This window comes from Chloroflexota bacterium (genome assembly GCA_023475225.1).
Classification (GTDB): Bacteria; Chloroflexota; UBA6077; order FW602-bin22; family JAMCVK01; genus JAMCVK01.
Window position 1 is genome coordinate 43,029 of the sequence record JAMCVK010000043.1, and the last position, 8,525, is coordinate 51,553.

Annotated in this window: 10 protein-coding genes and 1 pseudogene; 1 reads left to right on the forward strand and 10 read right to left on the reverse strand. The window is 56.6% G+C overall.

Translation table 11 applies throughout. The annotated features are described in order from the left end of the window. Positions 1-56: 56 nt before the first annotated feature. Entirely contained in the window at positions 57-323 is a 267-nt protein-coding gene (locus tag M1136_11190; GenBank protein MCL5076191.1) for a hypothetical protein, read from the forward strand. A gap of 7 nt (positions 324-330) precedes the next feature. On the opposite strand, the gene M1136_11195 is transcribed toward M1136_11190, so the two are convergent. The 10 genes and pseudogenes from M1136_11195 to M1136_11240 form a co-directional block, all read right to left on the reverse strand. Further along, positions 331-1,017: a hypothetical protein gene (locus tag M1136_11195; GenBank protein ID MCL5076192.1), complete on the reverse strand. Its 687-nt coding sequence runs from the start codon at positions 1,015-1,017 to the stop codon at positions 331-333. A gap of 2 nt (positions 1,018-1,019) precedes the next feature. Continuing rightward, the gene (locus M1136_11200; protein MCL5076193.1) at positions 1,020-3,164 is read right to left on the reverse strand and encodes a CDC48 family AAA ATPase; all 2,145 of its coding nucleotides are present in this window, start codon (positions 3,162-3,164) and stop codon (positions 1,020-1,022) included. A gap of 29 nt (positions 3,165-3,193) precedes the next feature. Then, a complete protein-coding gene (locus M1136_11205) occupies positions 3,194-3,904 on the reverse strand; it encodes a helix-turn-helix domain-containing protein (protein MCL5076194.1) in 711 nt (236 codons plus the stop codon). 114 nt (positions 3,905-4,018) lie between these two features. Beyond that, positions 4,019-4,402: a response regulator gene (locus tag M1136_11210; GenBank protein ID MCL5076195.1), complete on the reverse strand. Its 384-nt coding sequence runs from the start codon at positions 4,400-4,402 to the stop codon at positions 4,019-4,021. 262 nt (positions 4,403-4,664) lie between these two features. Beyond that, positions 4,665-6,161: pseudogene (gene dnaK / locus M1136_11215) on the reverse strand (molecular chaperone DnaK). Next, positions 6,158-6,457: a gas vesicle protein gene (locus M1136_11220; GenBank protein MCL5076196.1), complete on the reverse strand. Its 300-nt coding sequence runs from the start codon at positions 6,455-6,457 to the stop codon at positions 6,158-6,160. Before M1136_11220 ends, dnaK begins: the two are co-directional and overlap by 4 nt. Before the next feature lie 11 nt (positions 6,458-6,468). After that, a complete protein-coding gene (locus M1136_11225; protein MCL5076197.1) occupies positions 6,469-7,284 on the reverse strand; it encodes a GvpL/GvpF family gas vesicle protein in 816 nt (271 codons plus the stop codon). Continuing rightward, the gene (locus M1136_11230; GenBank protein MCL5076198.1) at positions 7,271-7,609 is read right to left on the reverse strand and encodes a gas vesicle protein K; all 339 of its coding nucleotides are present in this window, start codon (positions 7,607-7,609) and stop codon (positions 7,271-7,273) included. The genes M1136_11225 and M1136_11230 overlap by 14 nt, the downstream gene beginning before the upstream one ends. Positions 7,610-7,626: 17 nt before the next feature. Beyond that, positions 7,627-8,181, reverse strand: coding sequence for an Hsp20/alpha crystallin family protein (locus M1136_11235; protein MCL5076199.1), 555 nt, complete (start codon positions 8,179-8,181; stop codon positions 7,627-7,629). Between the two features lie 8 nt (positions 8,182-8,189). After that, on the reverse strand, positions 8,190-8,525 hold a 336-nt coding region (locus tag M1136_11240; protein ID MCL5076200.1), incomplete at its 5' end, for a gas vesicle protein.

An 8,525-nucleotide genomic window follows, 5' to 3' on the forward strand; every position in this document is an offset into this window, starting at 1 on the left:
GGCCTCAGGCCGCCTCCAGGGTAACCCTGTATCCCAAGGATTGGATGCGGCGCCGAGTGAGAATCCACGTAGTCGGGGGGCTGGTCTCCAGGGTAAACCTGTATCCCAAGGATTGGATGAGGCGCCGGGTGAGAATCCACGTAGCGCTGGGGCTTGCCCCAGCCTGGGAGGTGTCGGGGGACAAGGCTCGGACCTTACGTGCTCCTTCGCCAACCAGCGCAGTCATTTTTTCGTACTTCGCGGTGCCGCTGGCAACCGGCATTAGGGTTTTCATCCTTCGTGGTGTCCCATGCAAGTGGGACATGGCCGATTTGGGGGCGTGACATTCTGCTAGGACCGAGACTCCAGTATGGGTGCGGTCAGGTAGCGAGCCAGTTGCCGAATCTTTTCTTCATCGCGCCTGGAGAGGAGCTGGCGAAAGTAGTCCCTCACCTTCCCGATCTCTTTTACTTGTTCCACCACGATATCCCCGGCAAGATGAGCGAGCACATTATGGTAAGCTCCCATAAAGAGAATGCCTACCTCCCCCTCCGTCAAGGTCTCATTGATGGTTTTAGCTGTGAACCTATCCCTCTCCTCCGTAAGGTGATCCTGGTGCATCCTTGATCGATAGTGGCTGGAAATCGTTTCCGCTGCCGTCTCACTGGTGCGTCTGGCCATATCTTCGTACTCCTGGACGAGAAGGGAGGTGTCCTCCGTCTTTCGTATCTCCGCTCCCTTTTTGATCAGATCGAGGATGATCTGATAATTTTCGCTGCTCCTTCTGGCTGCCTCCGCGATGATCCTCCGGCCCAGTTCTCCATCGGCGGCGAGTCCGTCTTGATAGATCTTAAGTCTGGCTACGTCAAGCGATAGGAGATACTCCGCCACGCTCTCCCAGAATCTGGCCATCGTTTCTTTGTGCTCTGCCCATCGTCTTTCGCCATAGAGAGCAGCGCTTCTCCTTTCAATGGTAGGGCCTAGACGTCCCAGATCCGCTTCACTATGGATTATGGGGACATATAATAGTTTTCTCACGGTTATTGCTCGCTGCTCTTAAGTGCCTCCATGAAGTGCTCGGCGGTTATTCTAAAAGTGGCCAGGTCTGCTGCTTCGGGTTTCGGACCGAGCCCATCGATAAACCCCCTGATCGCTAGCATGGATGCCCTCCTGCAGATAGCCTCTATATCGGACCCTACCAGACCCTCGGTAGCACTGGCCAGTGCTCCAAGGTTGACATCGCTGGCCAGGGGTTTGCCCCTTGTATGAATCCTGAATATCTCCAGCCGGGCTTTGTCATCAGGGAGAGGCAGCTCAAGGCGCAGGTCAAATCTGCCGGCCCGCAGAAGGGCCGGATCGATAATGTCGGGCCTGTTGGTGGCAGCCAGGACCACCACCCCTTTGAGCTCCTCTATCCCATCAAGCTCGGTGAGGAACTGACTGATCACCCGCTCGGTAACGTGGGAATCGGCACTGGTCCCTCGAACAGGGGCAATGGCATCTATCTCATCGAAGAAGATGATACAGGGGCTGGCCTGTCTGGCCTTCCTGAAGATCTCCCTAATGCCCCTCTCAGACTCGCCAACCCACTTGGAGAGCAGTGCCGGCCCTTTGACTGAGATGAAGTTCACCTGGCTCTGGCTGGCTACAGCCTTGGCCAGAAGGGTCTTGCCTGTGCCCGGCGGCCCGCTGAGTAGGATGCCCTTAGCCGGCCTGGTATGGGCCTGCTCAAATACCTCTGGATACTTGAGCGGCCACTCGATGGTCTCCATGAGCACCCTTTTGGCCTCCTCCAGACCGCCCACATCGCTCCAGCACACATCGGGGATCTCGGTGAAGACCTCCCTGATAGCTGAGGGCTCGATCTCCTTCAGCGCCTCGAGGAAATTGTCCATGCGGACATCTAGCCCCGAGAGCAGTTCGTAGGGGATGTAATCTGCGTCCAGCTCGATCTTGGGCATTATCCTTCTCAAAACGGTCATCGCTGCCTCCCGGCATAGTGCCTCCAGGTCAGCGCCCACGAAGCCGTGAGTGATTTCAGCGAGCTTCTCTAAATTCACATCGGAGGCCAGGGGCATTCCCCTGGTATGGATGTGCAGTATTTCCAGCCTTCCATTTTTATCTGGGATGCTTATGGAGATCTCGCGGTCAAATCTCCCCGGCCTCCTCAGGGCTGGATCGAGCACGTTCGGTATATTGGTAGCCCCGATAATGATCACCTGCCCCCTTGATTTCAGGCCATCCATCAGGGCCAGGAGCTGGGCCACAACCCTGCGCTCCACCTGCTGATCTCCCCGGATCTCCTCCCTTTTAGAGGCTATAGCGTCGATCTCGTCCAGAAAGACTATGGCGGGGGCGTTCTCCTTGGCCTTCTCGAAGATAGCGCGCAGATGTGCTTCACTTTCCCCATAGAACTTGTGGATGACCTCAGGGCCGCTTATGTGGACAAAATAGGCATCAGTTTCGTTGGCTACCGCTCTGGCTATCAGCGTTTTCCCACACCCCGGCGGGCCATAGAGCAGCACCCCCTTGGGAGCCTCTATCCCCAACCTTTCGAAGAGCTCGGGATACTTCAAGGGAAGCTCGATCATCTCCCTTATCCTTTGAATCTCCCTCTGGAGCCCACCGATGTCCTCGTAGGTCACACCGGTTTTCTCCTTGCCAGCCGTAGCCTCACCTTTCACCTTTATGGTGGTGAGGGGACCGATTGCCACGGCGCCCTTTGGACTAGCGTCCGCGACTAAGAACTCCTGATAGTGGCTGCCCAGCAAGGTAGCCCTTACCTTGTCTTCTGGGGTCACAGGCAACCCCTCAAGAAGCCTTCCCAGGTATTTTCTGTCCTTCTCCCTTACAAAAGTGCTCGAGGAGGTCATGGGAGCGAGGATTACAGTGCTGGCACTTTCATACTCTATCTTACGGAGCTGTACTCTCTCCCCCAAACCAGTTTGCGCATTCTCGCGGGTGATGCCGTCTATCTGGACCGTGCCTTTGCCCCGATCCTGGGGGTAAGCCGGCATAACCCTGGCTACCGTAGGTCTCTTGCCGATGATTTGGATGATATCTCCCACCTCAACCCCCATCCTGGCCATATCCTGAGGGTCGAGCCTGGCCAGCGCTCGGCCTACATCCTTGGCCAGGGCCTCGGCTACCCTGAGAGTTAACGTTTCCCCCTTTACCTGCGCCATCCCTTCCCTCCTCGTCCAGGTGGACAAGATTATTTCTTTTTCCTGAGCTTTATCTCGAGGATTCCATTCTTGTAAGAGGAGACCATAGTGTCGGCATCGACTGGCGAGGGGAGTAAGACCTCCTTGCTGTATTTCCGGTCCTTTCCCTCAGCTGTGAGGGCCAGGATATCCTCCTTGACCTCCACATGAATGTCATTGGCCTCCACGCCAGGAAGTTCGGCGATTATCACTAAGTGATCGCCTTCGTCAAGCACGTCAACCAGTGGTTCGCGGACCTCCGCCACCACTGGGCCCTCCTCCGTTGCCCGGATGTTGCCAAACTGCTCAATGATCGGCTTTCCGCCCAGACCTATCTTTACACTGAAGCCATATACACCCTTAACCTTGTCGCCTGGACCTCTAATCTCCCCGGAGCGGGTGTATTCTTCCTTACCCTCCTCAGCCATCTTGGAGACCAGGTCAAAGAGGCCGCCGAGCCCCTTGAACAGGCCGCCAACGCTGAACTCAATTCCCTCTCCAGGTTCCTTTCTTTTTGCGCTCATTGGAATGCCTCCCCTCTTGCGTTGGTCTTTTATTTGGTTTTGCAGTTCCTCTATCCTGAGACTTATAATGGGCAGTGGCCTGGTGAGACCCCCTTCCCAGCGCCTTACCGTCTGTAGCGAGACGCCGAGCAGGCGGGCAAACCTCTCCTGAGATAGCCCAAGCTCCAGGCGGAATTTCTTGATCCTTTCTTCTTCCATAGACACTCACCCTCCCCATGCGCCCATATTATAACATATGTTTAATCAAATGTCAATACTCTTGACCTAAAACTGTCGAACAACGGGGATTTGGGGCCCATATCTATGGATCTCTCAAGAGAGGATGTCATGCACCCTGTTGAGCAGGGCGGTAGGACTGAAAGGCTTGCTGAAGTAGTCATCAGCGCCTGCCTGTTCGGCCAATTCCTTATCGGCGGCGCTGCTCTTGACTGTAAGCATCACAATCTTTATCTTCGAGGTGAGCGGATCACTCTTGAGGATGTGACAAACGGCATAGCCATCAACCTTAGGCATCATTATGTCCAACAGGATAAGGTCGGGTTGTTCCAGGTGGGCCAGCAGGATGGTCTCCTCGCCATTGACTGCATGGGTGATCTCGAATTCTTCTCCAGCCAGCGTGGCCTCGACCAAGCGGCGCAGGTATTCGTCGTCATCGGCGATAAGGATTTTTCGTTTCATGTTGGTTGATACCCTCATCCCCCTGCCCCCTTCTGGACTACCCCCCGTCCGCCGAACGCAGACTCTGCACGCCCCCATCTGCGAGAAATGGTGGATATAGGCTGGGTCGAAGACTCTTCGAGGTGGGGCCTTCAGGACTTCTAAGGAGGGGGGGGTTCTCCCTTGACCTCCTTTCCCTCCTGTTGTAGGGAAAGACGCCCTCATCCCCCTTATCCCCCTTATCCCCCTTATCCCCTTCTCCTTTCAGGAGAAGGGGATGTGACTATAGGTTGTGCCCTCCCTTCTGAACCTCTCCGCTGCTGGCTTCTGCCTCATTGATCATGCGCCGTATGTCCTCAGAGCGAAGCCCTTTTGAGGAGACAACTCTCACACTTTCGGTTTTTTCGGTTAATAGATCGGTGGCGGATACGTGGAGGATGCCATCAACATCAACATCAAAGGTGACCTCAATCTTGGGCACTCCCCTCAATAGTGGGGGAATGCCCTCTAGCTGAAAGCGGCCCAGCGATATGTTGTTGACGGCGAGTTCTCGCTCCCCTTGCAGTATATGAATATCTACCGAGGTCTGATTATCGGCTGCGGTGGTGAAGATCCGCGCCGCGGAGGCTGGTAGCGGGGTGTTTCTACGGATTATCCTGGTGAAGAGGCCGCCCTGAGTTTCGATGCCCAGCGAGAGAGGAAGTACGTCGAGAACAACCGCTTTCTCGATTAAGCCAAGCAGCATCCCGGCCTGAATGGCCGCACCCAGAGCCACGACCTCATCGGGATTGATGCTCTGGTAGGGCTCCTTCCCCAGGAGTTGCCTGGCTAGTTCTCGGACCGCTGGCATCCTGGTGGCTCCTCCCACCAGGATCACTCGGTCAATATCTCGAGGCTCCAGCCCCGCATCGGCCAGAGCCTGGCGGGTGGGAGGGACCATCCTCTCCAGCAGGTCTCGAGTCAGCTCCTGGAACCTCTCTCTGGTCAAGGCTGCCCTCAAGTGCGTCGGGGCAACCGACTCCCCGCCGCTAAACGGCAAGTAAATGGAGGTTGACGACGCTGTGGAAAGGTCTATTTTGGCCCTCTCGGCGACCTCCCTCAGCCTTTGCCAGTCCATTCCATCCCCGGGGAAGTCGACCCCGTAGTCCTTTCTGTAGCACTTTGCCAGGTAGTCCATCAGGCGCCGATCATAGTCATCCCCACCCAGCCAGGTATCGCCGCTGACGGCTCTTACCTCAAAGATGCCCTGCTCCAGTTCGAGGATAGAGACATCGAAGGTGCCACCACCCAGGTCCCAAACCAGAACGGTATGGATATCTTCGCGGTCAAGAGCGTAGGCCAGGGCAGCGGCGGTGGGCTCGTTGCTGATCCGAATGACCTCCAGGCCGGCCAAAAGGCCCGCCTCCTTGGTCGCCTGGCGCTGGGGGTCGCTGAAATAGGCGGGCACGGTGATCACGGCTTTCTCCACCTTCTCGCCCAGGCGTTCTTCTATATCCGTCTTGACCTTCCGCAGGATTAAGCTGGAGATCTGCTGAGGTGTGTATTTCCTTTCACCGATCCCTACCTTATAATCGGAGCCCATACGCCTTTTGATCGAAAAGACTGTCCTCTCGGGGTTAGCCGCCGCCTGCCTCCTGGCCAGTTGCCCCACCAGAGGTTTCCCATCCCTGCAGAAAGCGACAGCCGAGGGCGTCAGCCGCTGACCCTCGGCGTTGGGGATGATCTTGGGCCGGCCATCTTCGATAACGGCCGCGACGGTGTAGGTTGTCCCCAGGTCGATGCCAACTGCTCTGGTCATCTCTCCCGACCTGGTATTCCCTGCCTCTCCAGGATGATATCTTCGCCCGACAACGCGGCGACCTCTTTCTTCTCTCTGTGCTTGCTCTCCCAGGCCCGCGTGCGCTCGTCCCACTCCTTCATCAGCCCATACTCGAGCATGGTCTCCATCCCAGCCAGGGCAGCCCGCAGGTTCACGCCGATAAGGGGAACGCCAGCAACGGAGATGATGAGGTCGGCATGGATTATCAGCCCCTTATCCAGCACCCTGTCCAACAGGTCCACCAGGGTAGCGTGCGAGTTGCGGATTGGCTCCATAGCTACCTGTATCAGGCACCTCCTACAAAGCTATAGGGAGGCCAGGGTCCCGTAAAACGCACCGAAAAGCCCTCCAGCTGATTGATCTTGTCCAGCTCCCCCCCCAGCCCTGTGTACTTGTCTCTACGGACCAGACAGGAGAGGTTCATGATCATCTGCAAGTCCTGCTCTGCTCCCTTCGTCTTTTCCACACGAATATCGTCAGCATGCTTCCTGATGCGGCTGTAAAAATCCCTGAAGCACTCGTCTGCTTTGGTCTCCATCTCGCGCTTGATGATGTTCTCCAGCCTCTGCCGGTACATGTAGGCCAGGCCCTTGGACTTAGTTTCGATTTCCTGTTCCAGTTTTTTTATTTCCGGGCTTGTTTGGGTCAGTTTTTGGGCAATGACCTTGGGGTCCCACAGGACCTGCACCCCATACTCGGCCCTGTCTCTCACCCTCTCGATTTTCCTTTTGAGCCCTTTATACTCCTGCTCGAGCCAATCCTGCACCTTTCGCTCGGTGGCGTCCCCTTTAATTATGGTGTCGAAGGTCAACGGAAGCACTGTGCCCCACCTTTGCCAGGCGGCATCAACCACCTTTTGATGTGTCATTACCCATGCCGTCACCACTTCCTGGTCGTCTGATTGGTACGGCTCTGCCGGGCAATTGTGCACCACGGCGCAGATGTCTTTAGAGGGGATGGTATAGACCACGTTTCCCTCTAGGCCGATTGCCCCCAGGTTCACCCTTTCCCCGGCGTCGGCAACACAATAGAGGTATCTTCCCTCTCCCGCTACGATGGCCTCGGTGGCTGGCGCAGCCTTGGTCTGGTCACGGTATTGCATCTCTAAGTCCTCTGCTCGATTTCCTCTCTCCCCATCTTTCGGGGTTCAGCATCCTGTCCAGGACATCGTCCACGATTTCATCGAGTCCATCCCTTACCGCTTTCACGGACTCAGCGAGCCCCTGCTCCTTCTTTATCTCCTCGATGGCAGTGTCAAGGTCCATGAGCGCCTGCCCCAGCCTTTCCATCTCCTCCTCAGTCAATCTCCCGCCCTCCATGCGCTTCATGGCCTGAAGATTGAGGGCATCCCTTATTATCTCTACAAGGGCGATTACCAGCCCGAGCACGCCGTGTTTCAGGCTCTTCTCATCGATAGCGACTACCATAGTTCTGAGCTGTCTCTCTAGGATGTTCTCTGCAAGTGGACTTCCAGGATGCCGTTTCGGCAGGTCGCTTTCAAACTGTCCGCCTCGACCTGGGAGCCCAGCCTGATCTCCTTCCGATAGCTGTGGCGGGCGGCCGGTTTCGTGGACAGGGAAAGAACGTCACCCTCGACCTTGAGCTCCAGCTCGGCCAGCTCCACGCCCGGAACCTCAACTACGATTACGATCCCCTGATCCTCGTAGAAAATGTCTACCGCTGGCTCAACGACTTCGGACGGCTCCGCTACTTTCCCGCGGCCTCTTCGTCTGGTTGGCGAGCTGGTTTCTATATGGTATTCCCTTTCTCCCAGGCTGCTGTGTGTCCTGATATGCCTACCGATGCTCGTCTGTCCCCTTCGCCACTCCTCATCGCTGAGCACCTCCCTCCCCCCAGCCTGCTTCAGCTTTTCCCTGAGTTCTGCAAGCCGACCCCTTACCTCCTCTGGGGAAGAAAGGAGTTTCCCCAGGTCTATCTTGAGACCGGAGAGGTCGAGGGTGCCGCCGATGATCTCAGACTCCTTATTACCTTTCTGCATAGTATCCCCTAGCTAGCTTCTAACTGAGGAATCTCCTCCCGCTGGTGACCATTGTCAGAGGGAACGGCCCTGCCCCGCTTTGCCCTGGCGCTTAGCCAGCCGCACCAGGGGCAGCCTTCCCCCATTAGTTCTTCGACAGGTGCTCGTTTGCCGCACTGGGGGCAAGTCTCCTTGCCAACCAGCGCCTCCCGCCAGGCAGGCGTCTCCATCCGGGTGCCTGAGGGAAATTCGAGGCCATACCTGGCCGCTGTTTCGAATGAGGCCAGGGATGCCCTTATCTTGATGCCCAAAAGCTCGACGCCAGCCACGGAGACGGCGATATCGGCATTGATCACCAAGCCCTT

What these genes read in the sequence shown, in the direction of transcription:
- M1136_11200 (MCL5076193.1), bottom strand. Translation starts at nt 3,164, where the DNA reads ATGGCGCAGGTAAAGGGGGAAACGTTAACTCTCAGGGTAGCCGAGGCC.
- M1136_11205 (MCL5076194.1), bottom strand. Translation starts at nt 3,904, where the DNA reads ATGGAAGAAGAAAGGATCAAGAAATTCCGCCTGGAGCTTGGGCTATCT.
- M1136_11210 (MCL5076195.1), bottom strand. Translation starts at nt 4,402, where the DNA reads ATGAGGGTATCAACCAACATGAAACGAAAAATCCTTATCGCCGATGAC.
- M1136_11220 (MCL5076196.1), bottom strand. Translation starts at nt 6,457, where the DNA reads ATGGAGCCAATCCGCAACTCGCACGCTACCCTGGTGGACCTGTTGGAC.
- M1136_11225 (MCL5076197.1), bottom strand. Translation starts at nt 7,284, where the DNA reads ATGCAATACCGTGACCAGACCAAGGCTGCGCCAGCCACCGAGGCCATC.
- M1136_11230 (MCL5076198.1), bottom strand. Translation starts at nt 7,609, where the DNA reads ATGGTAGTCGCTATCGATGAGAAGAGCCTGAAACACGGCGTGCTCGGG.
- M1136_11235 (MCL5076199.1), bottom strand. Translation starts at nt 8,181, where the DNA reads ATGCAGAAAGGTAATAAGGAGTCTGAGATCATCGGCGGCACCCTCGAC.